Here is a 24,189-nt window from a genome sequence, read left to right as displayed (position 1 = left end):
CTGTTGGAAAGAGCATCCAAGCACGACGGCGCTCCGCGCATCACCGTGCTGTCCATCGGGGTGGGAAGCTTCGACGACTCCGCGGACGTGGAGGAACTCGGCTTCGTCCGGGCACGCCTGGACGAGGTGAAAGAGGCCTTCGAGCGACTGAACGCCGAGGTCGAGACGTTCCTCGACTGCTACGAGGGGGACATCGAGAACCTCCTGCGCGAGCGACTCGTCGGTGTGTCGGAACCGGCCGACGTGATGGTGGTGCACCTCATCGGCCACGGCAGGGCCGATCGCAGCCACCGGCTGTCCTTCATCGCGCGCGACAACCGCGAAGTCGACGTCGACCGGTGGATCGAGAAGGCGCAACAGGAGGTGGAGCGCGGCGGGTACCTGCACCGCGTCGTCTTCCTCGTGGACACCTGCTCGGCCGGCACCGCCACCGGACGGCAGCCCTTCACCGAACTCGACGTCGAGCGCGGGGTCTGGGCGCTCGGCGCCTCCGTCAGCGACTCGCCCACGGAACAAGGGCGGTTCAGCAGCTGGCTCGCGGCGGCGCTCCACCGGTTGGCGGACCGGGACTTCAACCTGGACGAGGAGGCCATCACCTTCCGCCGGTTCGTCCGGGAACTGATCCGGGTGATCCGCAACGACCCGACGGCCCGCCGTATGTCGCTGGGCTTCAGCGTCGAACAGGGCGACGCCGACTGGCCGTTCCTGCCGAACCCGCGAACAGCCGCCCTCACGGCCGAGCAACTCCGGCTGCAACGCCGCTCCCTGGGCAACATCCCCGGGGAGAGTGACCTGGGCCCTCAGACACCGGCCGGCCAGCCCATCGACGACACGCGCTACTTCGCGGACCGCGCCTCGGGACGCGGCCTCGTCCCGACCGACACCAGCGTGGGCTTCTTCTCCGGGCGCACCGCGGAACTGACGCGGTACGCGGAGTGGATCGCCGGCGAGGGACGTCTGCTCACCGTCACGGGCGCGGCCGGCGTCGGCAAGTCCGGGCTCCTCGGTGTGATCGTCTGCGCGGCGGAACCGGGCCTGCGACGACGCTTCCGCGAGCTGTGGGAATCGGCCGGCCACGACATACCCGAGGTGCCCGGCACCATCGCGCTGCATGCCCGACAGCGTTCCGCGCAGCAGCTCATCGACGCTGTCGTGGCGCTGGCGGATCTGCCCTGGCCGACGGAGACCGACGCGGAGGACGGCCCGACCGCGGACGCCGATGAGCGTGACGGGAGCGTGTGGACCGCCCAGTTGCTGCGGACGGCGCTGGAGCGCGAGAAGAAGGACCGGCTCATCGTGCTCGACGCGGTGGACGAGAGCACCGCGCCGCAGGGAGTGCTCCGTCTGGTGGCCGACCTGCTCAGGCCGTCGGACTCGGACGGCGAGACGACCCTCGCGCCATGCCGGATCCTGCTGGGCGGCCGGCGCGAAGTGGTGACCGCTCTGTCCGCGTTCGAGCAGCCGGTGGGCGTGGCGAGCGAGTCCATCGACCTCGACGAGTCGGACCCCGTCCAAGTCGAGGAGGACGTACGCGGCTACATCCAGCGCCTGCTGGCGGGCAGCGAACCGTACGCCACCGGCGCCTGCTCGGAGTTCGTCGAGCTGCTCGCCAAGAAGGGAGCCCAGCACATCGTGCGCGGGCAGCGTCCCGGCGCACTGTGGGGGCCCTTCCTGCTCGCGGGCCTGTACGTCCACTACCTCAGGACGCTGAAGCATCCGCCGCAGGACGAGGTGGGCGCGGACGCCTATGCGAAAACGGCATCAGCCGATCTGCCCACCCTGCTCGAGGCGATTCTCAGAGCACGGCGGCACGACTTCCCGTCCCTGCGTGCGGTGCTCGCGGTGCTGGCCCGCTCCAGGGGCGACGGCATGCCACTCACCACGCTCAAGCGGTGCGTCAAGGCCCTGGACGCCGACAGCGTCGACGACGGCCATTTCCGGGACACTCTGGAGGAGGCGTCCCCCTTCCTGCGCTACGGCAGCGACCCGCAGAGCGGCGAGACGCTGTACCGGCTGTTCCACCAGGGCCTGGTCGACTACCTGCGCGCGCATCCGGTGAGCGAGGACCCGCTGGACCCGGAGCAGAGCCTGTCCCTGGAGCGGCGACTGCTGGCGGAGATCATCAGCCCCTTCGAGTCCGACGACCATGGACGGACCGATCCGTGGGAGGCCGCCGAGGACGAGCCCTATGTGCTGCGCCACGCCCTCGGGCACGTGGCGACGGCCGTCTCGGTCTCCCACGCCGAGAGGCTGCTCACCGACGCGTACTTCCTCGTGCGGTTCGATCTGCGGGAGGACCACCGCGCGATCGACCTGGCGCAGTCCGAGGAGGCCGCCGACTACCAGCGTCTGCTGAGCGCTTCCTGGGCGGCGCACGCACGGCTGCGCACGGCGTGCGACCGGGCGTCGGTGTTCGCCTTCGACGCCGACCGGCTGGGGCTGACCGAGTTGCGGGAGCAGTTCGCCCGTATCGCGCGGGAGACGGCCCTCGGGCCGGAGGCGACCACTCACCAGCTCCTGTGGTCGCGGGGCGGCCGCGTCGACACCAGCAGCCGCTTCATCGAGAGCGCGAGCAACATGGTGCACAACGTGGCGTTCTCCCCCGACGGCAGTCTGCTGGCCGCCGCGACCCACAGCGGCGTGCAGGTGGTGGAGACGGAGACCTGGCGGTCCGTGACTCCGCTGTTCGGTGACTCGCCCCTGTACTGGGTCACCGATGTCGCCTTCTCACCCGACGGCCTCCACATCGCCTTCGCGCAATCCTCCTTCACCAGGAACGTCCAGTTCTGGGACGTGGAGAACCGTGTGCTCGCGGGGCAGTCGCAGCGGGGCCGCACCGGCACCGTCAACGCCCTGGCCTACTCCCCCGACAGTCGTCTGCTGGCTGTGGGCACGGAAGAACTCGGGGTCTCCGTCTGGGACGTCACGGACGACCCTCCGTCGGAACGGGAACGACGTGGGCGGGTCGACGGCTCCGAGGACGTCGGCAGTGTGCGGGACGTCGCGTTCAGCCCGGACGGCCGCTTCCTCGCCGTGGCCGGCACCGCCGGACTCACACTCTGGGAACCCGGGAGCGGGCAATGGAGCTCGATGGGCGAGAGCCACACCGTGTCGGTGGCCTTCAGCTACGACGGCCGGTTCCTCGGCGTGGCCTCCGACGACGGTGTCGCCGTGTTCTGCATGGAGAAGCGGGCCCCGGTGACCTGGGTCGACGTAAGCCCCAACTCAGGGCACAAGGTGGCGTTCGCCTCGGACGGCTCCCTTCTGGCGGTCAGTTGTTTCGGATCGCTGTGTGTCGCCGACGCGGGGTCGGGGCGAGTCATCAACCGCTTCGCGGTCAGCGGCCCCCTCCCGCCAGCCGTCGCCTTCCACCCCACCAACCCGTCGCTCCTGGTCAGCGGTGGCAGTGACGGAAAGCTCCGGTTGTGGAAGGGCTTCACCGAGGAGACGGAGACCATCGAGCTCCCGCGCTTCGACGGCCAGGGTGTCATCGCCTCACCGGACGGCCGCTTCATCGCCGTCCGTGACCGCCAGGAGCAACGGGTGGCTCTGCTCGATCCGGCCACCGGCGACGAGCTCGCCAGCCGTTCCCTGGAGGGTTCGGTGGACCAACTGGCCTTCTCCCCGGACGGCCAGGTCCTGGCGGCGGTGTCCTCCGGCGGCAGTCTGCACGTCCTGCACACCGGTTCCCTCCCCCTTCCGGAGGTCCAGACCGTACGCATCAGCGGCGTGGTCGCGGTCGGCGCTCCGCTCGCCTTCTCACCCGACAGCAGATACCTCGGGTTGGTGGTGCTGGAGGACCGTGACATCAGCGCCCTCACCGTCTGGGAGTCCCGGACACTGCGCCCGGCCGCGCGGATCCCGCTGCCCGGGCAGCCGGGTTCCTTCGGGTTCGCGGGTCCGCAGCGGGTCTTCGCCGTCGTGGACGGCGCGATCGGCACGTACGCCTGCACCATCGGACCGGAGGCCCCGCTCGTATGACCCACGTCCTCGGCATCCACGGCGTCCGCAATTACAAGGCCGCCGACACCACGCCCGACATCGGCGGCAAGCGTCTGCGCACGGAGTGGCTCGAAGCGCTCGGCAACAGGGTGCCGAGGCTTGACCTGGAGGTGGCGTACTACGCGGATCTTCTCCGCAGTGAGCGGCAGAGTGACGAGCTGGACGACGCCGAGGTGGTGCTGGTCGAGCAGTGGGCGCGGGCCTGGGGGGTCGACCCCAGCGGGGTGCAGGGGCGGGCGACCGGGTGGGTCCGGTGGATCTGCGGACAGGTCGCCCAGCGGTCGGGGCAGCGTCCCGCCGTTGTGGAGAAGACGGTTCGGCTGCTCTTCCCCGAGGTGGCCCGGTACTTCGCCGCCGGGCGTGTGAGCGTGCGCGAGAGGGTACGGGCCGCGTTGCTTCGGCACCGGCCCGAGATCGTCGTCGCCCACTCGCTGGGCAGCGTCGTCGCGTACGAAGTGCTGCACGAGCTGGCGAGCCGAGTGGATGTGAAGCTGCTGCTCACCCTCGGGTCGCCGCTGGCGCTCCCGCACGCCGTCTTCCACCGTCTCGACCCCGCTCCGCGGGACGGCGCGGGCGAGAAGCCCCCCGGTGTGCGGCGATGGGTGAACGTCGCCGATGTCGGGGACTTCGTCGCCGTTCCCAAGGGGGAACTGGCCCGAGTGTTCACGGGTGTCGTGCAGCTGCCGGAGATCAGCATCGCGCCCGCCTGGCCGCACAGTGTGCTGGACTACCTCCGGCACCGGTCGGTGATCGAGACCATCACGGCAGGGTGCGGAGCGGCCCCGGGCCCGAGTTGAGGTGCGGAGCCCGGCGTCGCCTCACTGATCCCGGGACGTGCGGTCACGCGGCGGCCTCCGGTTCCGGCTGGAGGGCGAAGGAGTACGGGGCCCAGGGGCCGCTGACCTCCACGCGGAGGCCGGGGATGCCCTGGGCGGCCGTGAGGAGGCTCCTACGGAAGGCGTCGACGCGGTCGGCGGGCACCAGATAGGCGTCGTTGCCCACGTTGGTGCCGGGGGCCGAGCCCGCCAGGCTGCCGCGCTCCGGGGTGTGGGCGACGCGGTCGACGGCGAGGGCGCCGGCCGTTTCGGTGAGGTGGGCGGCGGCCTGGGCGACCGTGCGCCAGGCGTCCTCGTTCCTGCGCTGTCTGCGGCGGCGGATCGACAGGTAGGCGCGGCCGACCCCGAGGCCGGTGACCGGCTCCGGCGCGTTGTCGGTCTCGGCCTCCGGCGGTGTGATGTCCGGCGTGGCGTAGATCTTGACGCCGAGTTCGACATGGCCGGTGAGGCGGTCCAGCAGGGAGAGGAAGTACGCGCGGCGGGTGTCGAGGGCGTGCCGGGCGCGCTCCTCGTCGAGGTAGACGGTGGCGAGGCGCAGCGGGAGGACGGCGGCGCCGCCGGCGGCGAGTGCGGCGACCACGGCGTGGTGGGAACGGACGGTGGTCTCCAGCCAGTCCAGGTCGTCGAGGTGGGCCTTCAGGGGCGCCTCGTCGTAGTCTGCGGCCGGGACCCGGCCGACGGCGAAGGCCAGCCGGGGAGCCGGGTCCGTGGGCTCCACCAGGTGGATCGGGTCCCCCGCGACCCCGCGCAGGCCCGTCACCGCGGCGGCGGCCTCGGGGGTGCGGCGCAGGACGGCGTAGGCGTAGACGCGGTGCGGTTCGGTCATGGCTCCGGCCTCCTGTCGGCCGCCTTGAGGGCGGCGATCTCGGCGCGCAGGCGTTCGTTCTCGTCGGCCAGGGACCGCTCGGTGCGGCCGGCCCGGGAGGAGAGGGAGGGGTCGTGTTCCCACCAGTCGATGCCCATCTCCTTCGCCTTGTCGACGGAGGCGACGAGCAGGCGCAGTTTGATGGTGAGCAGTTCGATGTCGAGCAGGTTGATCCGGATGTCGCCGGCGATGACCACGCCCTTGTCGAGGACCCGTTCGAGGATGTCGGCGAGGTTGGCGGACTGGGCGCCGGGCCCGTGGTCGTAGGGGGAGGGAAGGCGGGAGGCTCGGGTGAGTCCGCCGGCTGCCGAGGGGTCCGGGTGGGTCATGGTCGGGGGGCTCGTCTCCGGGCGGTGATCTCGTCGAGTCGGTCCAGCAGTTCGTCCTCGCGGCGGTCGTACTCGTCCTCGCCGATCCGGCCCTCCAGCAGGGCCCGTTCCAGGTCGACGAGGGCCTGCCGGACGGGGGCCGGGTCGTAGTACTGCGCCTCGGCGGCGGCCTGTAGCTGCTCGGCGGCCCAGAGGGTGGTGCGCAGGGGCGCGAGCGGGAGGGTGAGGATGCCGGTGAGCAGACCCATGGCCGGTCCCCCGTCAGGCGGCGAAGCTGTAGGGGGGCAGGGGGCCGCGCAGCCGGAAGTCGTAGGCGGCGCCGTAGTCGTGGGCCAGGGTCCGGCCGGCCGCGCTGAACTCCTCGGCGCGGGCCCGTTCGACGAGGAACGACACGTTGAGGAAGTCGTCCTTGGACGGGTCGGCGACGACACTGGCCCGGGCCAGGCCGGACAGCCTCGCGACGATCTCGTCGGCCTCGCGCCGCTGCCGGGCGTCGACCTGCCGGGCGACCAGTTCGCCGAGGGCGAGGCGGTCCTCGTAGGTTCCGGTGCCGTCGCGGGTGCACTGGTTGAGCCGGCGGGCCTCGTCGGATCCGTCGAGCACCTCGCGCAGCAGGTCGTCCTGGGAGCGGGCGGCCTTGAGGTTGTACTCGGCGGTGCCGTGCAGTTCGCCGAGTCTGCGGGCGTAGTCGTCGCGCTTCGCCTCCAGGGCCGTCCTGACGGCGGTGTCGTCCGGGGCGAGCAGACCGAAGCGCATGGGGAGGACCGATCCGTCGGCCATGAGGCGTTCCTGGAGCTCCTGGTGGGCTCCGAGGTCACGCCGCTTGGGGCGCAGGTCGGGTGGCGCGGCGCTGACCACGGCGGCGAGCGGGCCGTGGACGACGACCCGCGGGGGCTCGTCGGTCCCGCCGACGGTGCGCAGGCCGTCGAGCCGCAGGGGGTGGTCGGCGCGGGTGACGGCGTAGACGTAGACGCCGCTCACCGCTCGTCCTCCCGGTCCTTGTCGTCGCGGTCGAAGATGTCACCGATCGCGTCGATGGCGCCGCCGATCGCACCGCTGGTCTTGCCCCGGGCGCCGCTCTCGACGAGGTTGCCGACGATGTCGGTAAGCTTGTCGGGGGCCTTGCGGCCGGCCTCCAGATCGAGGCGGTTGCAGGCCTCGGCGAAGCGGAGGTAGGTGTCGACGCTCGCGATGACGATGCGTATGTCGATCTTCAGGATCTCGATGCCGACCAGGGAGACCCGTACGAACACGTCGATGACGAGCCCGCGGTCCAGGATCAGTTCGAGGATGTCGAAGAGGCCGGCGGTCCCCGAACCGCTGGAGGTGGCGGCGGGTTGGATCCCGCCGGACTGCGTCATGACGGTCACGGTGCGTTTCCTCTCGCGAGAGTCCGTTCTCGTGCCGCCCGTAGGTACGGGGGTGGGGGCGGGGGTGTTCACGTGAACACAAAATCGACTGCCGGGAACGGGAGTTGAGAGGAGAAGGGGAGGGCTACCGCTGCCGGTCGAGCTGGCCTCGGGCGTAGCGGCGCACCCGTTCGTAGCCCATGAGCCGGCCCTGGGGGTCCAGGGTGACGCGGTACGTCGCCATGATGGTCATGGTGTCGGGGACCCGCTCCAGCTCCACGACCTCCACGTCGGCCGTCCAGCCGTCCGGGGCGGGGCGGACGGCCGAGACGGAGTCGGGGGTGGTGCCGAGCAGCTCCGCGAGCTGGGCGGCGGCGCCGCGCATGGCCTGCAGAGCCGTCAGCCGGCCGGGGGGTGTCGTGTCGTGATCAGTGCTCGTCATGGTCCTACCGTGCCAAGTCCGGGGCACGTGTGGGGGGTGAATCGGCCAGACGCCTACCCCGCCCGTTCGCTGAACGGGGTCGCCTGGTGGAAGTAGAGCAGCCACCGGCCGTCCGTCCGCCGCCACAGCGAACTGCGGTGCACGCGGCTGCCGTCGTACTCCGTGTCGTAGGTGAGGTGGACCAGGTCCGGGGCGAGCTGTACGCCCCTCAACGCGGAGACGGCGACGGGCCGGGACCCCGGGTCGGTGGTCGCGGCCAGGGAGGCGATGATGGCGGCCCGGTTCCAGTGCCGGCCGGAGGCGCCGAACTCGTGGAAGTCGGGGTGCAGCAGCGCCCCGACCCTGTCGGACGAGCTGCGGATCTTCGGGGTGAGGAGGGCCAGTTCGAGTTCCATGGCGGCCTCGACGGCCGGGTTGTGCTCAGGCACGCGTCAGCTCCACCAGTTTGACGACGGTGTTCCAGTTGCGGGTCGTGGCGACGATTCCCTTGTTGATGCGGGGCTTCGACAGGTGCTCGGCCAGTTTGGAGCGGCCCAGGCCGTCGGGGGCGTACAGGTACAGGGCGCGGTCGCCGAGGCGGAACTCCTCGGGGAGGTAGGCGGCCGGGTCGATCTCCGCGAAGCGCTCGGGTCCCACGGGCGCCGAGAAGTAGGTGACGTGGAGCTGCCTGGGCTCCAGGTCGGCGGCCGGGAACGGGCAGGCGTCGGCGACCGCCTTCAGATAGGCGTGGTCGCGCACGATCACGTCGACGCCGAACCCGAAGTGCTGTTCGACGGCCTGCGCGATCTCGGCGGCCAGCGACTCCTCGTCGCCGTGGCCGGAGGAGAACACGGCCTGGCCGCTCTGGAGGTGCGTGGCCACGTCCTCGTGGCCGAGACCCGACAGGAGGGCGCGCAGATCGGCCATCGGGACTTTCCTGCTGCCGCCCACGTTGATCCCGCGCAACAGCGCCGCATACATCGTCGTCATCCGCACACGATAAGACGGCCGTCGTGCCCCGTGGGGGTGGGCACGACGGCCGGTGGGCAGCTGCCCGGCCCCGTAAATTACTCACCAGTCACCGCGGGGCACAACCGTCTGCTCAGGATCCACACAGCCGAGGAGCCCGGTATGCCCCTCTTGGGGCCCCGATAGGTGTAAGGGCCCACCTCCCGTCGCGGTCCTCCCCTGTGGGGAGGGCCACGGGTTCGTGGTCTCCCGGATCCGGGAGGCGCGGCTGCGGGGCCTGGCGACGAAGGACGCGATCCGGCACGGCGTGGTCACCACGGCAGGCGTGGTCACGAGCGCCGCCGTCATCATGGTCGCCGTCTTCGCGATCTTCGGGACGCTGTCCATGCAGTCCATGAAGCAGATGGGCGTCGGTCTCGCGGCGGCGGTGCTCATCGACGCGACGATCATCCGGGGCGTGCTGCTGCCGGCGGTGATGGCGCTGCTCGGCGAGCGGAACTGGCACCTGCCGAAGTGGCTGCACCGGCTGCCGGACCTCACGCACGACGAGACGCCGCGGACGATCGCGGGACCGGCGGCGCGGGGCGGGGGCGAGCCCCTCAAGGTCTGATCCCCGCCGCCGCCCGAAGGGCCCGTTGGTTGCCGGATGAACCAACGGGCCCTCTCAGGGCGTGAGGCGGCGCACGTGCAGGACGTCCTCGTCACAGCGCAGGATCTCGAGCTCCCGGTCCGGGCGGGCGCCGTCGAAGGTGAGCGCGATGTGACGGTCCGACACCAGCCGCCAGCGTCCGGGCACGGCGCCGGGGGCGTCCCCGCGTCCCAGCGGGTGGTCGACGAAGGTGCCGTCGGGCGCGAACTCCATGCCGCGGCGTCCGCGCGCCGGCGGGAAGGGGTAGTCGTCCGGCCGGTACACCCGTACGTCGTCGTGGTCCTCCTCGTAGGAGTGGAACCAGGAGCGGAACAGGCCCGACGGGGGCTCTCGCATGACCCGGCCACCTCACTCGCTCAACGCTGCCCAAATTGCCGGTATTGCACCTGGGTGACTAGGATTATCAGTGTATGGGTTCGGAGGGAACGGGCAACCGGCCGCTCCGCCCGGACGTCGCCCGGCCCCCGCGGCGCGTGTCAGACGCGCAGTTCCGCAGCCGCGAGCGCGGCACGTCCCCAGCTTCCCGAGGGGCAGTCATGTCCGATGCTCAGTCCTATCTTCGCGCCACCTCCGCCGAGTACAGCCGCTGGTGCGGCGCCATGGAGGTACACCGCAGACTCCTCAGCCTGAACCCCGAGTACGCCGAGAACCGCGCCCTGATCGAGAACGCCGCGTTCACCTACGAGGCGACGGAGCAGGTGTCCGCCCGGCAGAGCATCGTCGACATCCCGGTCGTGGTGCACGTCGTGCACAACACCCCGGAGCAGAACGTCGGCGACGCCCAGATCCACAGTCAGATCGCGGTGCTCAACCAGGACTTCCGGGCGAGCAACCCGGACGTCGGCAAGGTCCCCGCGACCTGGCAGGACCTGGTGGCCGACGCCCGCATCCAGTTCCACCTCGCCCGCACCGACCCACTGGGCCGCCCCACCGACGGCATCACGCGGACCCAGACCTCGAGCCCCGACTGGGACACCGACGACCTGGTCAAGTTCAGCCTGAGCGGGGGCCACGACGCCTGGCCCGCGGACGTCTACCTGAACCTCTGGGTCTGCCGGCTGCGCCGCGGACTGCTGGGCTACGCCCAGTTCCCGGGCGGCGCCGCCTCCACGGACGGTGTGGTCGTCACCTATACGGCCTTCGGGACCACCGGCACCGCCACCGCCCCGTTCGACGGCGGCCGCACGGCCGTGCACGAGATCGGGCACTGGCTGAACCTGCGGCACATCTGGGGCGACGACGACGAGGGGTGCAGCGGCAGCGACTTCGTCTCGGACACCCCCAACCAGGGCGGGCCGAACCTCGGTTCCCCCAGCTTCCCCCATGTGACGTGCAACAACGGGCCGGACGGCGACATGTTCATGAACTACATGGACTACACCGACGACGCCGCGATGTTCATGTTCACCAAGGGGCAGGCGGCACGCATGGACGCGGCACTCGACCATGCCCGCATGCCCCTGACCCGCCAGGCCGTCGCGGTGTGAGGGCGAGACGGCCCGGCGCGGGGCGGTCGCCCCGACGGAGCGGGGCGACCGTCCCGACTACCGCTGCCGGGCTCGCAGTTCGACCTCGATGAGGTCGGCCGCACGGTGTGTGCCGCCCTCCTCGGCCATCTCGACTTGGATCACCTTCAGCCGGCGGGCGACCTCCGGGTCGCCCACCAGGGCGAGGGCGGCCTCGCGCAGGGCCTCACCGGTCGCCTCCTCCGTGGGGAGGTGCCGGGCGACGCCGAGGCCCTCCAGGACCGCGGCGTTGCCGAACTGGTCCGCGGCCTGCGGTACGGCGATCATCGGCGTGGCGGTGGCCAGGCCCTCCTGGCTGCCGCCCGCGCCCGCGTGTGTGACGAACAGGTCGGCCTGCTTGAGGATCGTCAGCTGCGGCACCCACGACCGCACCTCGACGTTCGCGGGGACGTCCGCGAACTCGGCCGGGTCGATGTGCTTGCCGATCGAGAGCACCAGGTGCCAGCCCGGCAGGTCGCCGAACGCCTTGACGCACTCCCGGTAGAAGCCGGGCTGCTTGGTGAAGGCCGACCCGAGGGAGACGAGCGCGACCTTCTCGGCACCGGCCGGCCGCTGCCAGTCGCCCTCGGCGGTCCGGTCGCCCTGGCAGGCTCCGACGAAGGAGTACACGCTCCCGTCGACGCGGTCCGCGTTCGGCTGGAGCGCCTTGGGGATCAGGACGATCGAGCGCTCGGGCCGGCCGCCGAACGCGTCGGGGTGCAGGGCGATCCCGTTCTCCTCCAGCCAGGCCTGGAAACGGGCGAAGTAGGCGCGGCCCCGCTCGGTCTCCTTCGGCTCCGCCCACATGGGCTCGGCGACCTCCTTCTCGTACCCCTCCCAGGCGACCATGGTCGGCGACAGGGAGATCGCGGGAACGCCCCAGCGGTGGGCCAGCACGCGGGCCGGGTAGGAGGCGATGTCGTGCAGCACGAGGTCCGGCTCGTCGCCCTCGTACGCCTCGATCAGCTGCGGGAGGGCCTGGATCGCGTCGTCGAGGAACGGCTCCACGTTGTCCAGGAGTGTGGTCCCCCACGCCGACGGGTCGTCGTCGGGTGAGGGCAGCGTCGAATTCCACGTCTTCACCTCGGCACCGGTGGCCGCGACCTTGTCGGCGAAGACCGGCGGGATCGCGTAGGTGACCCGGTGGCCGCGCGCCACGAGCTCGCGGATCACCTCGAGGCTCGGGTTCACGTGCCCGTGAGCGGCGATGGAGAACATGGCGATGTGAGCGCGACTGGTCATGCGCCGACCGTATGCGAGACGAGACGTCTCGTCAATGTCTTTGTGGCTCATGCGGTCAGCGCCTCGTGCAGCCGCAGCCACCGCGCGGGCGTCACCTCGCCCACGAGCGCCCCCGGATCCAGGCGCGCGGCCCGGAAGGCGGCGTCCACCCGCCGCCTCGGGTGGGCCCGCCGCAGGGAGGCGTGCAGCGAACCGCCGACCCCGGAGAAGCCCAGCTCGACCAGGGACCGCCAGCTCCGGTACGCGGCGTCGTCGAGCAGCGGGGTGGCACGCCGTTCGAGGCGCAGCACCCCGGCGTCCACGCGCGGGACGGGGCGGAAGCCGCGCCGGTCGACCCGGCCGAGCAGCCGCCACTCGTAGCGGGGCCAGCTGCGGACCGTCAGCAGCGTCCAGTTGCCGTAGTCGCCCGTGCGTTTGCGGGCGTACTCGAGCTGGGTGAGCAGGGTGGCGTCGGTGAGGGCGGGAGCGCGCAGGCACCAGTCGACGACGGCGGCGGTCCGGGAGAACGGCACGTTCCCGGCGACCGAGAAGGGCCTGCGCGGCGGGCGGAGGGCGAGGAAGTCCCCGCCGACGACGTGCACGTGCGGCGTGCCGGAGAGGCGGCCGCGCAGGACGGGCACGAGCCGCGGGTCGATCTCGTAAGCGCGCAGCTCCCGGCAGCGCCGGGCCAGTGGGACGGTCAACGCCCCTTTACCGGCACCCACTTCGAGCAGCAGCGGGATCGGCCGGTCCTGTGGGACGGCGAGTCGGGCGAAGCGTTCGGCGGTGGCGCGGTCGGCGAGGAAGTTCTGCGAGAGCGCGCGGGAGGTCGCGGTGGGGCGGGCCATGGCCTGCGGTCCTTGTCTTCCGTGAGGGGAAAAGGGCAGCCGAAGGCCCTGACCGGAAGACAGAGAACGAACGGGGAGGGTGAGACGCCGGCCTCGAAAGGCTCAGCGGGCGTGGCTCCCCGGGCCGGTCAGGGCTCCGGGGCCGCGGCGCACCCGTACGGCGCGCACGCAACTCCGGGCGTGACCGGAGATGTAGATCGCGTTGATACCCACGAGCAGCACGCTAGGTGAGGCCCTCGGCGGCGCACAACGGAATATCGCCGCCGGTGGGGCCGTACGGCCGGCCCGTACTCAGCGCTGGTAGCGCGCCAGCACCAGGTTGCCGTCCCGCTCCAGGCGTTCCCGCAGCTCGCGGATGCCGATGGCCCCGCTGTAATACTCCTGGAAGGCCGGGGTCGCCACCTTGTCCTTCCACTCGGGGTAGCCCCGTACGGTCTGGGCGGGCGCCGGGCGCAGGTGGGCGGCGAGCGCCGTGCCCGTGGACCAGCCGTGCTCCGCCGTGCGCAGGGCCGGGTCGTTCAGGGCCCGGGTGCCGGTGGGCAGCATCCAGTCGCCGAGGGCGAGTCGGACCATGTTCCGCGGTTTCAACAGGAAGTCGATGAAGGCGGCCGCCTCCTTCTGGTGCGGGGAGTCCTCGGCGATCGAGAGGGTCTGCGGGCTGACGCCCTGGGTGAGTCCGCCCGCGCCCGCCGGAGCGGGCAGCACCTGCCACTCGAAGCCCTTCGGGGCCTGCTGCACGATCTGCTGGCGGTAGGAGAAGCCCAGCGGGACCATCGCGTACCGGCCGCCGAAGAAACCGGGCAGGGTGTCCGAACCGCCGCTGCCCAGGGTGGTGGGCGAGGCGCTGCGGTCGGTGCCGACCTGGGCGTGTACGGTCCGCGGCACCACCTGGTCGGCCGCCTCGAACCGGACCGTCACCTTGCCGTCCGGCCCGCGGTGGAAGAGCTGTCCGCCCGCCGACAGGGAGAGGTTGAGCGTGGCGGAGACCGGTTCCTTCAGCGGCCAGGCGACGCCGTACTCGCCCCGGCCGCTGAGGTCTTCGGTGATCCGGCGGAACTCGGCCCAGGTCCAGGGGCGCTCGGGGGTCGGGATCCGGACGCCGGACCGCTTGAGCCACGTCGCGTTGGCGATCAGCACGCGGGGTTCCTGGAGGAACGGCACGCCGTAGATGCCGTCGCCGAAAGTGGTGGTCTTCCAACTGCGCGGCGGGATGTCCGACTTCAGCCGGGCGGGCAGCAGGTCGGTGAGATCGGCGAGGTAGCCGCCGTAGGCGAAGTCCGCCAGGTCGTCGGAGGCGTCATGGATGATGTCGGGCGCCTCACCGCCCTCGAAGGCGGTGAGCAACTGGTCGTGCACGCTGTCCCAGGTGCCTTGCACGTACTCGACCCGGACATCGGGGTGGGTGGCGTTCCACTCCTTCACCAGGTCCTTGTTCGCTGCGACCGACTCCTCCTGCCAGGCCAGGGACTGGAAGCGCAGGGTGATCCGGCCGTCGTCGCGGGTGCCTCCGGAGGAACAGCCGGCGAGGAGCAGCAGGAGGACCGGGAGCAGCAGACGCAGGTGTCTCATCAGCTCTTCACCGCCCCGGTGAGCATGCCGCCGGTGATGCGCCGCTGGATGAGCGCGAAGACGACCAGCGAGGGCAGCGTCGCGAGGAACGCGGCCGCCGCGAGCGGGCCGAGGTCGGCGACGCCCTCGGCGCCGATGAAATGGGTGAGCACGACCGGCAGGGTCTGCTTCTCCGGCGTCTTGAGCAGCACCAGCGCGAAGAAGAACTCGTTCCACGCGGTGATGAAGGCGAACAGCGCGGTCGCCACGATGCCCGGCGCGAGCAGCGGGGCGGTCACCGACACGAGTGTCCGCAGCCGTCCGGCCCCGTCGACCGCGGCGGCCTCCTCCAGTTCGGGCGGCACGGCCCGCACGTACCCGGCGAGCATCCACAGCGCGAACGGCAGCGCCCACACCACGTACACCAGCACCAGCCCGGGCACGGAGTTGATCAGCCGGAGGTGCTTCAGCACCAGGAACAGCGGGATGATCAGCAGGACGAAGGGGAACGCCTGACTGACCACCACCCAGCCCGTCACCGCCTTCGCGAGCCGGGTGCGGCGGCGGGCGACGACGTAGGCCATCGGTGTCGCGATCAGCACCGCGACGACCGCCGCGCCGAGCGCCGCGAGCAGGGAGTTGAGGGCGGCGTGCAGCAGCGGCTGTTCGTCGAAGGCCTGCCGGAAGTTGTCGAGGGTGGGATCCTCCGGGATCCAGGTCGGGTGCAGACTGCCCAGCTCGCGCGGCGGTTTGAACGCGGTGGAGACCAGCCAGAGGAACGGGAAGGCGAGGAAGCCGAGGTAGGCGAGCAGCGCCGTGTACTGGCCGACGCGAGCGGGGGTGCCGGTCCTCACGCGTCGTCACCTCCCCTCAGGCGTCCGGCGAGGAAGACCGCCAGGACGATCGAGATCACCGCCACCATCACGCAGCCCATCGCCGCCGCGTAGCCGAACTGCCCGTAGCGGAAGGCCTCTTCGTAGGCGAAGAGCATCGGCAGGCGGGTCCGGCCGCCGGGGCCGCCGCTGGTGAGGACGTAGACCAGGGCGAAGGAGTTGAAGTTCCAGATCAGGTTGAGCGCGGTGATGGCCAGGGCGACGGGTCTGAGGGCGGGCCAGGTGACCGTGCGGAACCGGCGCCAGGCGCTCGCGCCGTCGACCGCCGCCGCCTCGTGGAGTTCGCGCGGGGTGTTCTGGAGACCCGCGAGCAGCGCGACCGTCGTCTGGGGCATACCCGCCCACACTCCCACGACGATCACGGCGGGCAGCGCGGTGGCGAGCCCGCTGAGCCAGTCGCGGCCACTGCCCAGGCCGAGGTCGCGCAGGGTCTCGTTGAGGATGCCGGCGTCCGGGTTGTAGACGAGCCGCCACATGATGCCGACCACGACCTCGGGCATGGCCCAGGGGATGATCGCCAGGGCGCGGGCCAGCCAGCGCAGCCGCAGGTCCTGGTTGAGCAGCAGGGCGAGGCCCAGCGCGAGCAGGAACTGCGGCACGGTCACCCCGACCGCCCACACCAGCCCGATCCGGAACGACTCCCAGAACAGCGTGTCGTGCAGCAGGTCCCGGAAGTTGAGGCCGCCGATCCACTGGGTGGGCGCGGTGCGGCCCGACTGGGCGTCGGTGAAGGCCAGCAGGATCCCGTACAGCAGAGGTCCGGCGCTGAGGACGAGGATGGGGATCAGTGCGGGCAGGACGAGAAACCATGCACCGTGGTCGACGGCCCGGCGGGGCGGGCGTGTCCCGGACTCCCGGCGAGCCGGTCTCCGCACCTCGGTCACCGATGTCACGGAATCAGCCCCTTTGCACGGCTCGGCTGGCCAGGTCATGGTCGTGAAGGCGGTATGCCTCGTCAAGGCCCCGCGCATGCCGTCCGACCTGTGCCGATGCGACACTGACCGGCGGATGGCCGGAACCGTACGGCGGCAGCACACGCGAAAACCAGGACGACGGAGGCGGACGATGGACGAGGCACGGGCGCGGGACGTACTGGCCGCGGCGGGGGTGCTGCCCGGCGCGGGGACCGGCTCGGCCCGCGCGGCACGGCTGCTCGCGCTGGGCGAGAACGCGGTGTTCGCCGCCGGTGACCTGGTCGTCAAGGTGGGCCGCGACGCGGAGCTTCTCGACCGGGCGCGCCGCGAGGTGGACATCGCGCGGTGGCTCGGCGAGGCGGGGGTGCCGGCGGTGCGGGCGGCCGCCTCCGAGCCCCTGCTGGTCGACGGGCACCCGGTGACGGTGTGGCATCGGCTGCCGGACGCCGTACGGCCCGCCGAGCCGCGGGATCTGGCCGAACTGCTGCGGGTCGTGCATGCCACGCCTCTTCCTCCTTTCGAGCTTCCCGGCCGTGATCTGCTGGGGGGTGTGGAACGGTGGCTGCGGCTCGCGGGCGACGCGATCGATCCCGGTGACGCGGCGTATCTACGGGCGCGGCGGGACGGGTTCGCGACGGAGGCGGCGGGCCTTACGCCGCATCTGCCGCCCGGGCCGATCCACGGGGACGCGTTGCCGCGGAATGTGCATGTGGGTCCGGACGGGCCGGTGCTGGTGGATCTGGAGACGGTGTCGTCGGATCTGCGGGAGCACGATCTGGTGGTGATGGTGCTGTCGCACGACCGGTACGGGGTTTCGGACGCGGCGTACGAGTCCTTCGCGGAGGCGTACGGGTGGGATGTGCGGGTGTGGGAGGGATGTTCGGTGTTGCGGGGGGCTCGGGAGACGGCCAGTTGCGCGTGGGTTGCTCAGCATGCGCCGAGCAATCCGAAGGCGTTGGCCGAGTTCGAGCGGCGGGTGGCGTCCTTGCGGGAGGGCGATGAGACCGTGCGGTGGCTGCCCTTCTGACAGGTGGGTGCGCAGCTCGGCGCTGCGGGGTGCCTCCCCCAAGCTCTCGGCTTCGCTCGAGCAGGGGGTACCCCCATCGCCCCAGCGGCACGACTGCCCGCGGCTCTTCTACACTTCGGCCAACTCCCGTACCGGCCAGGCCCCGTCGACCAGGGCCGTCGTGTCGCCCTTCTTGCGCAGGAAGGTCTGGAAGTCCGCCGCCCACTGTGCGTACCACTCGATCTGGCGGTGGTGCAGGGTCGCCGGGCCGAGGGAGGCGATCTTGGGGTGGCGGGTGGCTATCGCGCAGGCGAGGCGGGCTGCCGCCAGGGCGTCGGACAGGGCGTCGTGGGCGGAGTCGAGGACCACGCCGTACTCGGCGCAGACCGCTTCGAGGTTGCGTTTGCCGCGGCGGTAGCGGTCGACCCAGCGGTCGATGGTGTACGGGTCGATGACCGGGGCCGGGTCCACGCCGCCCAGGCGGTCGCGCAGGGACGGCAGACCGTGGCGCCGCAACTCTGCGGAGAGCAGGGTCAGGTCGAAGGCCGCGTTGTAGGCGACGACCGGTACGCCCGTCTTCCAGTAGGAGATGAGGACCTCGGCCATGGCGTCCGCCACCTGGTCGGCCGGTCCGCCCTCGGCCGCCGCTCGTTCACTGCTGATGCCGTGTACCGCCACGGCGTCCTCGGGGATCGGCACTCCCGGGTCGGCCAGCCACTCCCGGCGCCCCAACGGCTCCCCGCCCCTGACCTCGATCACGGCCCCCGTGACGATGCGCGCCTCGCGCGGATCCGTGCCCGTCGTCTCCAGGTCGAAGCCGATCAGCAGCTCCCGGTGCCAGCCCATGGGCGGTCCCCCTTCTTGTGGTGCGTTCCCCCAGTGATCCCCACCTTCGCATGCACCACTGACAATCAGGGGATCGCGTTCCGCTCACCCGCCCGACCGCACACCGGGGTCCCGCTCACGACACCGGTCGCGAATCCGCCCACATCACCTCGAACTCCTCGCGATACGTGGGGAAGAGGCCGCTTTCGTCGATCTCGCCCGACTTGACCACCTTGCCACCGTTGCGCAGCACGAACACCGGCGCCTCCATCCCGCGGGTGCGGCGCAGGTAGTTCTGCACGACCGCGATGCCGTCGGCCCCGTCGCCGTCGACCAGGTACGCCGTGAAGCGGGGCGTCTCGTCGAAGACCTGGATCTCGAAGGCGCCCGGGTCGCGCAGCCGGGCCCGCACCCGGCGCATGTGCAGGATGTTCATCTCGACGGCCCGGCTGAGCTCACCGCGTTTGAGGCCGAGTTCGCGCTCGCGTCGCTTGACCGCGCTGGAGGCCGGGTTGAGGAACAGCAGCCGCACCCGGCAGCCGGACTCGGCGAGCCGCACCAGACGCCGGCCGGAGAAGTTCTGCACGAGCAGGTTGAGGCCGATGCCGATGGCGTCGAGGCGGCGGGCGCCGCCGAAGATGTCCTCGGCGGGGAACTGCCGCATCAGCCGCACCCGGTCCGAGTGCACGGCGACCACGTCGGCGTACCGGTCACCCACCAGGTCCTCGACCGCGTCGATGGGCAGCCGGCGCGCGGACGGCACGTCACCACCCGCGCCGAGCATCTCCAGCAGCCGGGCCGAGGCGCGCTCGGCCTGGTTCAGGACGGCCTCGGACAGGGCCCGGTTGCGGGAGACGACGTTGCGGGTGACCTCCAGCTCGTCCAGGGCGAGCTCGACCTCCCGCCGGTCGTCGAAGTAGGGCTCGAAGCACGGCCAGTGCTGCACCATCAGCTCGCGCAGCTGGGGCAGGGTGAGGAAGGACAGGACGTTGTCGTCGGCCGGGTCGAGCAGATAGCCCTTGCGGCGGCTGACCTCGCGTACGGCGACCGCGCGCTGCACCCACTCCTGCCCGGCGGGGCCGGCGGCGGCCACCACCCAGTCCTCGCCGTGGACGGGTTCGTAGACGGGCCGCAGTACGGCGGCGACGACCGCGCGCAGCCGCTGTTCGACGAGGTTCAGCCAGATGTAGGCCCGGCCGGCCCGCTGGGCGCGGGTGCGTACCTCGCGCCAGTTGTCGGCGTCCCAGTCCAGTTCCGGACCGATCGAGCCCGACACGTCCATCGGCCGTGCCAGGGACACGGCTCCGGCCGGGACGTCTGCGGAGTTCCCCTCGTGACCCTCGTCACCAGGGGGCAGCTCCAGCCCTCCCGAGCCCACCCGCGCACCGCCTTCCGCTCCCCCGAGCACTCCCGAGGGGTGCCAGACCCCACCCAACGATCAAGGAAGGGTACTCCGGGAGCGGTCGGCGGTGCAGCCGGATGGGCAGGGTGATTCTCAACCGCGCGGCTGCCAGTGCCCGTTCTGCCAGCCGAGCTCGGCCGGAGTGAGCGGATTCATGGCGGTGACGTCGCGCGGGGCGATGGAGAAGCCCTGCCAGTGGACGGGCATGGGCTGCTGGTCCTCGTCCCGGGCTATGTGGTGGAAGCCGATGTTCATCCAGACCACGGGGTGGTTCACGGCCTGTCCGTTCACCCACTTGTCGACGGACGAACCGGCTCCGGGCCCGCAGTTGCCGGGGTTGTTGCTGGCGAACAGTTCGCACTTGTTGTACTGCGTGACGTACAGGTCGTGCTTGGTGAAGCTGCGGCCGGGGTACTTGGTGGTCGGCCCCGGGACGATCTCGTAGGAGCGCGCGTGCCCGTCCTTGTTCTTGCCCGCCGCGCTGACCACGCGCCACCAGCGGTAGTTCTTGCTGTCCGCGGCGAGTTCCTTGGTGATCTTGGTGCGGGTCGTCTTCGTGGTCGGGGCCCGCTGTCCGGTGGCCTGTGCGGTGACGGTGGAGTCGTACTGCTCGACGCTGTTCTTCGTGGAGCCGTCGAGGGCGAAGTCGAGCCGCCAGAAGGCGTTGTGGCTGTGGCTGGTGGCCTTGGCGGCGGCGCCCTTGCCGATCGGCCAGCCGCGGCCGTCACCGGCGTCGTAGTCGTCCCAGGAGAGGCTGCCCGTGGCGCCCACGTTCATGGTGATCGCGCCGTCGTCCTGGAAGCGCCACTCGGTCATGTACTCGTACCAGCCGACCTGGTTCACCGTGTAGACGAGGAGGTCCTTGCCCTGGGTCTGGTAGACCTTGTTCGCGGTGTCGCCCTGCATGCGGTAGGCGTGGCCGCGGGAGCGGGTGGTGGTGCACAGGCCCTTGACGTTCGGGTCCTCGTTCCAGGAGTCCGGGACCTTGATCGTCTTGATGGTGCCGCCGGGGCACTCGCCGGGGGCGAGGTTCATCAGGCCCTGGGCGAAGTCGAAGCCGGTCAGGTCGTCGTACTCGACGTTGCCGTCGTCGTAGGGGACGTGGATCTGGCCGAGCCTGGCGCTGTTGAGGACCTTGATCGGCTTGGGCTCGCCCTTGGGCTGGTAGGAGACGTTCTCCAGGACGAGGCCGGCCTTGCCGTCGTAGCGCCAGCACATCCGCCAGGTGGTGCCGGTGGACAGCTTCTGTTCGATGCGATGGGCGGCACCGCAGTAGGCCGCGGCGGGGGCGGCGGCCGCGGCGGGGGCGGTCTCCGGCCGGGCGCTCGCGGGTCCCGCGCCGGCCGTGGCGCCGGCGGCCAGCGCGGCCACGGTCAGCCCCACGGCCGCCCGGGTGCGGGCCCTGCTGTTTCTGTTCACGCGCATGACGAGGTGACTCCCTGAGGAGGAGCGAGGTGGACGGATGAGTGGAGCGGGCGGGTCAGTGGCCGAGCTCGGCGACCTTGCGGGCGCTCAGGTCGATCACGAGCGACCTCATGTCGACCCACGGCCCGTTCTTGATCTTCGGGAACAGCCGGACGCAGCGGTGCTCTCCGCAGCGGTCGAGCACGGCGGGCTGGGCGCCCGGCGCGGCCCGGTAGACGGCGCCGCTGAGCTGGAGCTGGTCCGGCGAGGTGAGAGCCTTGCCGGTGGCGTCCCGGTAGTCGGCCTTGAGGCCGGCGCCCAGCGGGTCGGCGATCAGCAGGTCGGCCGCCTCGGCCTTCTCGGCACGGCTCAGGGGTGGCTGGACACCGTGCTGGGTGCCGTTCGCGACCACCTTGCCGGTGCCCAGGTCGACGGTCCTGGTGACGAGGGTGTCGTCCTGGTAATCGTAGAAGGTCACGTCCGCGCGCCGCGGCGCGGCCGGGTCGCCGGCGTCGCCGGCCTCCGGTTCGGCGAGGTCGACGCCGAGGGGCTGCGGGCCCCGCTTCCCGTCGACGCTCTCGCTGCCCTGGAACAGCTGCCGGCTGAGGGCGATCTTCTCGGCCCGCCGCAGCTCGTCGTCGGTCAGCGGGTCACGCCCCGTGCCCTTCTCGCCTTCGGCCGGTACCTCCTCGACGACCCCGGGCGCCACGGCCCGCTCCGGACCGGCCGCCTGCCGGGCGGACTGCCCCGCGACGCCCCCCGTCTCCTCGGCCCCGGCCGTGCCCGGCAGGGTGACGCCGATCATCACGGCGGTTCCGGCGACCGCGATGGCCGCACCGGCCACGACCTTTCCGAGATGGCGGTGCACTATGTTGCGCACATCTTCCCCCTACTCCCCCAACGGCCCCGGGAGTATGTGTTGGCCCCATTGGTTTCGGCATACCGCGTATGCACTGGTCGCCCGGTAAGAGGGAGGCGAGTCAGAGGTGGTTCCCTCACTTTTGGGGAGACTCGGAGCCAAGGCGTCCCCACCGGCGCCGCACACCTGAAAGAGTCGTATCCATGCAGGTCTGGCCTGGAGAGGCGTATCCACTCGGTGCCACGTACGACGGCGCCGGTACCAACTTCGCGGTCTTCACGGAGGCCGCGGACCGAGTAGAGCTGTGTCTGCTGCACGACGACGGCTCGGAGACCGCGGTCGAGCTGCGGGAGAGCGACGCCTTCGTGCGGCACGCGTACGTGCCTGGCATCATGCCGGGACAGCGGTACGGGTTCCGGGTGCACGGACCGTACGCCCCGGAGCACGGGCTGCGCTGCAACTCCGCGAAACTGCTGCTCGACCCGTACGCGCGTGCGATCAGCGGTTCGATCAGCTGGGGCGAGGAGGTCTACGGCTACCACTTCGACGATCCCGACCGGCGCAACGACCTGGACTCGGCACCGCACACGATGACGTCGGTCGTGGTCAATCCGTACTTCGACTGGGGCGACGACCGGCTCCCGCGCACCGAGTACCACCACACGGTGATCTACGAGGCCCACGTCAAGGGCCTCACGATGCGCCACCCGGGGCTCCCGGAGGAACTGCGCGGCACCTACGCGGCCCTCGCGCACCCGGCGATCATCGAACACCTCACCGAGCTCGGGGTCACGGCCCTGGAGCTGATGCCCGTCCACCAGTTCGTGAACGATCACCGCCTGGTCGACATGGGCCTGAACAACTACTGGGGCTACAACACCATCGGTTTCTTCGCCCCGCACAACGCCTACGCGTCCTGGGGCGACCGGGGCCAGCAGGTGCTGGAGTTCAAGTCCGCGGTGAAGGCGCTCCACGAGGCCGGGATCGAGGTGATCCTCGACGTGGTCTACAACCACACCGCCGAGGGCAACCACCTGGGCCCGACCCTGTCCTTCAAGGGCCTGGACAACCCGCGCTACTACCGGCTCACCGACGACCCCCGCTACTACATGGACACGACCGGTACCGGGAACTCCCTGCTCATGCGGTCCCCGCACGTGCTCCAGCTGATCATGGACTCGCTGCGGTACTGGGTCACGGAGATGCACGTCGACGGGTTCCGCTTCGACCTGGCGGCGACGCTCGCCCGGCAGTTCCACGAGGTGGACCGGCTGTCGTCGTTCTTCGACCTGGTCCAGCAGGACCCGGTCGTCTCGCAGGTCAAGTTGATCGCCGAGCCGTGGGACGTGGGCGAGGGCGGCTACCAGGTGGGCAATTTCCCGCCGCTGTGGACCGAGTGGAACGGCAAGTACCGGGACACCGTGCGCGACCTGTGGCGGGGCGAACAGCGCACGCTCGCGGAGTTCGCCTCCCGGCTGACCGGCTCCTCCGACCTGTACCAGGACGACGGGCGCCGCCCACTGGCCTCCATCAACTTCGTGACCTGCCACGACGGCTTCACGCTGCACGACCTGGTGTCCTACAACGACAAGCACAACGAGGCCAACGGCGAGGACAACCGGGACGGCGAGAGCCACAACCGGTCCTGGAACTGCGGCGTCGAGGGCGAGACCGACGACCCCGAGGTGCTGAAGCTGCGGGCCCGGCAGATGCGGAACTTCATCGCGACGCTGATGCTGTCCCAGGGCGTGCCCATGATCAGCCACGGTGACGAGCTCGCCCGCACCCAGCGGGGCAACAACAACGCCTACTGCCAGGACAACGAGCTGGCCTGGGTGGAGTGGCCGGAGGGCGAGGAGGAGGAAGGCGGGCTCAAGCGGGAGCTGCTGGACTTCACCCGCGCGATGGTGTGGCTGCGCAGGGACCACCCGGTCTTCCGCAGGAGGCGCTTCTTCCACGGCCGACCCGTGGAGGGCACGCACGACGACCTGTCCGACATCGCCTGGTTCACTCCCGAGGGCGGGGAGATGACCCAGCGCGACTGGGACTCGGCGCGGGCCTCGGCGCTGACGGTGTTCCTCAACGGCAACGCCATCTCGGAGCCGGGCGCGCGCGGGGAGCGCATCACCGACGACTCTTTCCTGCTGATGTTCAACGCCTCGCCGAAGGCGCTGGACTTCGTGGTGCCGGTCGACCACGGGCGGCAGTGGCAGGTCGTGGTCGACACGGCCCGCCCGGAAGGGGTGCCGCCGGACACCGGACCGAAGGTGCAGGCCGGGGACCGGCTGACCCTCACGGACCGGAGCCTGACCGTGCTCCAGCGGCCCGTGTAGCTCCAGCGGCC

23 protein-coding genes and 1 pseudogene are annotated in these 24,189 nt (G+C 71.2%); 6 read left to right on the top strand and 18 right to left on the bottom strand.

Annotated elements, in window-relative coordinates; translation table 11 throughout:
* The first annotated feature begins 3 nt into the window (after positions 1-3).
* Together ABEA82_RS24795 and ABEA82_RS24790 are read left to right on the top strand one after the other, a co-directional pair.
* Positions 4-3,981 carry an AAA family ATPase gene (locus tag ABEA82_RS24795; protein ID WP_345663823.1) on the top strand — a complete coding sequence of 1,326 codons (3,978 nt, stop codon included), beginning with the start codon at positions 4-6 and terminating at the stop codon, positions 3,979-3,981.
* Positions 3,978-4,799 (top strand): serine peptidase, encoded by an 822-nt coding sequence (locus tag ABEA82_RS24790; protein ID WP_345663822.1) that lies wholly within the window; start codon positions 3,978-3,980, stop codon positions 4,797-4,799. The genes ABEA82_RS24795 and ABEA82_RS24790 overlap by 4 nt, the downstream gene beginning before the upstream one ends.
* Positions 4,800-4,842: 43 nt before the next feature.
* Here the strand turns inward: ABEA82_RS24790 and ABEA82_RS24785 are convergent, their stop codons facing one another.
* The 8 genes from ABEA82_RS24785 to ABEA82_RS24750 all read right to left on the bottom strand — a co-directional run bounded on the left by ABEA82_RS24785 (position 4,843) and on the right by ABEA82_RS24750 (position 8,792).
* Positions 4,843-5,664 (bottom strand): GvpL/GvpF family gas vesicle protein, encoded by an 822-nt coding sequence (locus tag ABEA82_RS24785; protein ID WP_345663821.1) that lies wholly within the window; start codon positions 5,662-5,664, stop codon positions 4,843-4,845.
* Positions 5,661-6,032 (bottom strand): gas vesicle protein, encoded by a 372-nt coding sequence (locus ABEA82_RS24780; RefSeq protein WP_345663820.1) that lies wholly within the window; start codon positions 6,030-6,032, stop codon positions 5,661-5,663. The genes ABEA82_RS24785 and ABEA82_RS24780 overlap by 4 nt, the downstream gene beginning before the upstream one ends.
* Positions 6,029-6,280: a gas vesicle protein GvpG gene (locus ABEA82_RS24775; protein ID WP_039933982.1), complete on the bottom strand. Its 252-nt coding sequence runs from the start codon at positions 6,278-6,280 to the stop codon at positions 6,029-6,031. The genes ABEA82_RS24780 and ABEA82_RS24775 overlap by 4 nt, the downstream gene beginning before the upstream one ends.
* Positions 6,281-6,293: 13 nt before the next feature.
* A complete protein-coding gene (locus ABEA82_RS24770; RefSeq protein WP_345663819.1) occupies positions 6,294-7,013 on the bottom strand; it encodes a GvpL/GvpF family gas vesicle protein in 720 nt (239 codons plus the stop codon).
* Positions 7,010-7,393 (bottom strand): gas vesicle protein GvpJ, encoded by a 384-nt coding sequence (gene gvpJ / locus ABEA82_RS24765; RefSeq protein WP_086025191.1) that lies wholly within the window; start codon positions 7,391-7,393, stop codon positions 7,010-7,012. Before gvpJ ends, ABEA82_RS24770 begins: the two co-directional genes overlap by 4 nt.
* 133 nt (positions 7,394-7,526) lie before the next feature.
* Complete coding sequence (locus ABEA82_RS24760; protein ID WP_345663818.1) at positions 7,527-7,823, bottom strand: gas vesicle protein GvpO; 297 nt, start codon at positions 7,821-7,823, stop codon at positions 7,527-7,529.
* A 53-nt stretch (positions 7,824-7,876) separates the two neighbouring features.
* Positions 7,877-8,251, bottom strand: coding sequence for a nuclear transport factor 2 family protein (locus ABEA82_RS24755; RefSeq protein WP_345663817.1), 375 nt, complete (start codon positions 8,249-8,251; stop codon positions 7,877-7,879).
* Positions 8,244-8,792 carry a DUF1697 domain-containing protein gene (locus tag ABEA82_RS24750; RefSeq protein WP_345663816.1) on the bottom strand — a complete coding sequence of 183 codons (549 nt, stop codon included), beginning with the start codon at positions 8,790-8,792 and terminating at the stop codon, positions 8,244-8,246. Before ABEA82_RS24750 ends, ABEA82_RS24755 begins: the two co-directional genes overlap by 8 nt.
* A gap of 211 nt (positions 8,793-9,003) precedes the next feature.
* Here ABEA82_RS24750 and ABEA82_RS24745 point away from each other — a divergent pair.
* Positions 9,004-9,381 (top strand): annotated as a pseudogene (locus tag ABEA82_RS24745) (MMPL family transporter); the annotation flags it as partial.
* Between the two features lie 54 nt (positions 9,382-9,435).
* On the opposite strand, the gene ABEA82_RS24740 reads toward ABEA82_RS24745, so the two are convergent.
* On the bottom strand, positions 9,436-9,756 hold the full coding sequence (locus ABEA82_RS24740) for a hypothetical protein (protein ID WP_345663815.1): 321 nt from the start codon (positions 9,754-9,756) through the stop codon (positions 9,436-9,438).
* Positions 9,757-9,956: 200 nt separating this feature from the next.
* Between ABEA82_RS24740 and ABEA82_RS24735 the strand changes: the two genes are divergently transcribed.
* Positions 9,957-10,907: a zinc metalloprotease gene (locus tag ABEA82_RS24735; RefSeq protein ID WP_345663814.1), complete on the top strand. Its 951-nt coding sequence runs from the start codon at positions 9,957-9,959 to the stop codon at positions 10,905-10,907.
* Between the two features lie 57 nt (positions 10,908-10,964).
* Here ABEA82_RS24735 and mgt read toward each other — a convergent pair whose 3' ends face one another.
* The 5 genes from mgt to ABEA82_RS24710 form a co-directional block, all read right to left on the bottom strand.
* Entirely contained in the window at positions 10,965-12,218 is a 1,254-nt protein-coding gene (gene mgt / locus ABEA82_RS24730; protein WP_345663813.1) for a macrolide-inactivating glycosyltransferase, read from the bottom strand.
* Entirely contained in the window at positions 12,215-12,994 is a 780-nt protein-coding gene (erm(O), locus tag ABEA82_RS24725) for a 23S rRNA (adenine(2058)-N(6))-methyltransferase Erm(O) (protein ID WP_345663812.1), read from the bottom strand. The genes mgt and erm(O) overlap by 4 nt, the downstream gene beginning before the upstream one ends.
* Positions 12,995-13,285: 291 nt before the next feature.
* Positions 13,286-14,563: an ABC transporter substrate-binding protein gene (locus tag ABEA82_RS24720; protein ID WP_345663811.1), complete on the bottom strand. Its 1,278-nt coding sequence runs from the start codon at positions 14,561-14,563 to the stop codon at positions 13,286-13,288.
* Positions 14,563-15,396 carry a carbohydrate ABC transporter permease gene (locus ABEA82_RS24715; RefSeq protein ID WP_345663810.1) on the bottom strand — a complete coding sequence of 278 codons (834 nt, stop codon included), beginning with the start codon at positions 15,394-15,396 and terminating at the stop codon, positions 14,563-14,565. Before ABEA82_RS24715 ends, ABEA82_RS24720 begins: the two co-directional genes overlap by 1 nt.
* Complete coding sequence (locus ABEA82_RS24710; RefSeq protein WP_345663809.1) at positions 15,393-16,328, bottom strand: carbohydrate ABC transporter permease; 936 nt, start codon at positions 16,326-16,328, stop codon at positions 15,393-15,395. Before ABEA82_RS24710 ends, ABEA82_RS24715 begins: the two co-directional genes overlap by 4 nt.
* Positions 16,329-16,500: 172 nt before the next feature.
* Between ABEA82_RS24710 and ABEA82_RS24705 the strand changes: the two genes are divergently transcribed.
* Positions 16,501-17,376 (top strand): phosphotransferase enzyme family protein, encoded by an 876-nt coding sequence (locus ABEA82_RS24705; RefSeq protein ID WP_345663808.1) that lies wholly within the window; start codon positions 16,501-16,503, stop codon positions 17,374-17,376.
* 108 nt (positions 17,377-17,484) lie between these two features.
* Here ABEA82_RS24705 and ABEA82_RS24700 read toward each other — a convergent pair whose 3' ends face one another.
* The 4 genes from ABEA82_RS24700 to ABEA82_RS24685 form a co-directional block, all read right to left on the bottom strand.
* Complete coding sequence (locus tag ABEA82_RS24700) at positions 17,485-18,201, bottom strand: 3'-5' exonuclease (protein ID WP_345663807.1); 717 nt, start codon at positions 18,199-18,201, stop codon at positions 17,485-17,487.
* Positions 18,202-18,316: 115 nt separating this feature from the next.
* Positions 18,317-19,558, bottom strand: coding sequence for an SAV2148 family HEPN domain-containing protein (locus ABEA82_RS24695; protein WP_345663806.1), 1,242 nt, complete (start codon positions 19,556-19,558; stop codon positions 18,317-18,319).
* Between the two features lie 117 nt (positions 19,559-19,675).
* Positions 19,676-21,007: a copper amine oxidase gene (locus tag ABEA82_RS24690; RefSeq protein WP_345663805.1), complete on the bottom strand. Its 1,332-nt coding sequence runs from the start codon at positions 21,005-21,007 to the stop codon at positions 19,676-19,678.
* A 55-nt stretch (positions 21,008-21,062) separates the two neighbouring features.
* Entirely contained in the window at positions 21,063-21,866 is an 804-nt protein-coding gene (locus tag ABEA82_RS24685) for a Tat pathway signal sequence domain protein (protein ID WP_345663804.1), read from the bottom strand.
* 182 nt (positions 21,867-22,048) lie between these two features.
* On the opposite strand from ABEA82_RS24685, the gene glgX reads away from it, so the two are divergent.
* Positions 22,049-24,178 (top strand): glycogen debranching protein GlgX, encoded by a 2,130-nt coding sequence (gene glgX / locus ABEA82_RS24680; protein ID WP_345663803.1) that lies wholly within the window; start codon positions 22,049-22,051, stop codon positions 24,176-24,178.
* Positions 24,179-24,189 lie beyond the last annotated feature (11 nt).

Origin of the sequence: Streptomyces venetus (genome assembly GCF_039540295.1) — a bacterium.
Lineage (GTDB): Bacteria > Actinomycetota > Actinomycetes > Streptomycetales > Streptomycetaceae > Streptomyces > Streptomyces venetus.
This window is presented reverse-complemented; position numbering and strand designations above follow the sequence as displayed.

What these genes read in the sequence shown, in the direction of transcription:
- glgX (WP_345663803.1), top strand. Translation starts at nt 22,049, where the DNA reads ATGCAGGTCTGGCCTGGAGAGGCGTATCCACTCGGTGCCACGTACGAC.
- ABEA82_RS24735 (WP_345663814.1), top strand. Translation starts at nt 9,957, where the DNA reads ATGTCCGATGCTCAGTCCTATCTTCGCGCCACCTCCGCCGAGTACAGC.
- ABEA82_RS24785 (WP_345663821.1), bottom strand. Translation starts at nt 5,664, where the DNA reads ATGACCGAACCGCACCGCGTCTACGCCTACGCCGTCCTGCGCCGCACC.
- gvpJ (WP_086025191.1), bottom strand. Translation starts at nt 7,393, where the DNA reads ATGACGCAGTCCGGCGGGATCCAACCCGCCGCCACCTCCAGCGGTTCG.
- ABEA82_RS24775 (WP_039933982.1), bottom strand. Translation starts at nt 6,280, where the DNA reads ATGGGTCTGCTCACCGGCATCCTCACCCTCCCGCTCGCGCCCCTGCGC.
- ABEA82_RS24690 (WP_345663805.1), bottom strand. Translation starts at nt 21,007, where the DNA reads ATGCGCGTGAACAGAAACAGCAGGGCCCGCACCCGGGCGGCCGTGGGG.
- ABEA82_RS24700 (WP_345663807.1), bottom strand. Translation starts at nt 18,201, where the DNA reads ATGGGCTGGCACCGGGAGCTGCTGATCGGCTTCGACCTGGAGACGACG.
- ABEA82_RS24780 (WP_345663820.1), bottom strand. Translation starts at nt 6,032, where the DNA reads ATGACCCACCCGGACCCCTCGGCAGCCGGCGGACTCACCCGAGCCTCC.
- ABEA82_RS24705 (WP_345663808.1), top strand. Translation starts at nt 16,501, where the DNA reads ATGGACGAGGCACGGGCGCGGGACGTACTGGCCGCGGCGGGGGTGCTG.
- ABEA82_RS24740 (WP_345663815.1), bottom strand. Translation starts at nt 9,756, where the DNA reads ATGCGAGAGCCCCCGTCGGGCCTGTTCCGCTCCTGGTTCCACTCCTAC.
- ABEA82_RS24720 (WP_345663811.1), bottom strand. Translation starts at nt 14,563, where the DNA reads ATGAGACACCTGCGTCTGCTGCTCCCGGTCCTCCTGCTGCTCCTCGCC.
- ABEA82_RS24790 (WP_345663822.1), top strand. Translation starts at nt 3,978, where the DNA reads ATGACCCACGTCCTCGGCATCCACGGCGTCCGCAATTACAAGGCCGCC.
- ABEA82_RS24760 (WP_345663818.1), bottom strand. Translation starts at nt 7,823, where the DNA reads ATGACGAGCACTGATCACGACACGACACCCCCCGGCCGGCTGACGGCT.
- mgt (WP_345663813.1), bottom strand. Translation starts at nt 12,218, where the DNA reads ATGAGCCACAAAGACATTGACGAGACGTCTCGTCTCGCATACGGTCGG.
- ABEA82_RS24750 (WP_345663816.1), bottom strand. Translation starts at nt 8,792, where the DNA reads ATGACGACGATGTATGCGGCGCTGTTGCGCGGGATCAACGTGGGCGGC.